1 protein-coding gene is annotated in these 1,312 nt (G+C 61.1%); it reads right to left on the reverse strand.

What is annotated here, in order from left to right:
• Nucleotides 1-36: 36 nt before the first annotated feature.
• Nucleotides 37-1,259 (reverse strand): IS3-like element ISBcen7 family transposase gene (locus HWX07_RS36750; protein ID WP_175878771.1). Its coding sequence is split into 2 segments (ribosomal slippage): nucleotides 37-891 and nucleotides 894-1,259, totalling 1,221 coding nucleotides; the frame shifts between segments, so codons are not numbered across the junction.
• Between the last annotated feature and the right edge of the window lie 53 nt (nucleotides 1,260-1,312).

A 1,312-nucleotide genomic window follows, 5' to 3' on the forward strand; every position in this document is an offset into this window, starting at 1 on the left:
TGTCAAGTCCTGGAATAGGTTGACAGTATTCAGACGCTAGAACGCCCGATGCACCGCATCGGGCGTTTTGTATTTCAGCGCGGCATGCGGTCGCTCGTGGTTATAGATGCGGATGGACTGTTCGACCATCTTGGCGGCTTGCTCGAGGTCAGCGGGACGTTGCAGCAGGAACTCGCCCTTGAGAATGCCGTTGACCCGCTCGGCCAGCGCGTTCTGATAGCAGTCGTAGCCGTCCGTCATCGAACATCGCAAGCCGTGACGCCGATGGATGTCCTGATAGTAGGTCGCGCAGTACTGGACCCCGCGATCGGAGTGATGGATCAAGGGCTGGTGGGTCTGGCGCCTGCGCAACGCCTTCTTCAGCGCCTGACTGACCTGCTCGGTTTGCAGGCTCTCGTGAACGTGATGGCCGACGATCTTGCGCGAGAACGCATCCGTGACGAGGCTCAAATACACAAACGGGCCAGCCGTCGGCAGGTACGTGATGTCGGCCACCCATACCTGTTCGGGGCCGGTCGGCACGATTTGATCCGGCCCGGGTTTCAGCAGATTCGGATGACGCCGGAAGCGATGATGGCTTTGAGTCGTCTTGTGGTACGCCCGGTGCGGCACGACCAGCAGGCGCGCGGCGCGCAGCACGTCGAACAGCCGATCCCGTCCCAGCTTGATGCCGCGCTCCACCAAGGCAGGCCCGAGCAGATGATGCAGCTTTCGTGTTCCGAGCCTCGGCTGGCGAAGCCGGACGTCCCGCACCAGCGTCGCCACGGTCTCAGCTTGCGAGCAACGGCACTGCTCGCTGCGACATCGCTTGTAATACGCTTGGCGGCTGATGCCCATGTAGCGGCAGGCTCGCTCGACGCTCAGCTTTTTGATCTGCTTTTGCGCGACGACCTGCCCGAAGGCTTTTTTACGGTGATCCCGTAGTCCTTGCGCATCACGTCGAGCACCGCCTCGAATAGCGCCGCTTTCTCCTGCGCCTCTCGCAACTGCGTCTCCAACTCCTTGATGCGCTGCTCGGGTGTGAGCGGCTTTGAGTCTGGCTTTGGCATGGTGGAACCCGATTGCGCACGGCCGGATGGATCGGCCCAATCCTGCAAGCCGTGCCTGCGTAACCATACCAGCACCGTCGAGCGACCCTGGATGCCGTAGCGCCGCTGCGCCTCTTTGTACGTCAGTTCGCCTTTTTCGACCTGCGCCACCACTGACAGCTTAAAAGCCAGGCTGTAATCCCGCTGCGTCCGCTTGATCCCTTGCTCCACTTGCCACCTCTTCGTCTCGGCGAAAAAGTGTCAACCTATTTCAGGATGGGTCA

Source organism: Burkholderia sp. BCC0097, assembly GCF_902832985.1.
Taxonomy (GTDB): domain Bacteria; phylum Pseudomonadota; class Gammaproteobacteria; order Burkholderiales; family Burkholderiaceae; genus Burkholderia; species Burkholderia orbicola.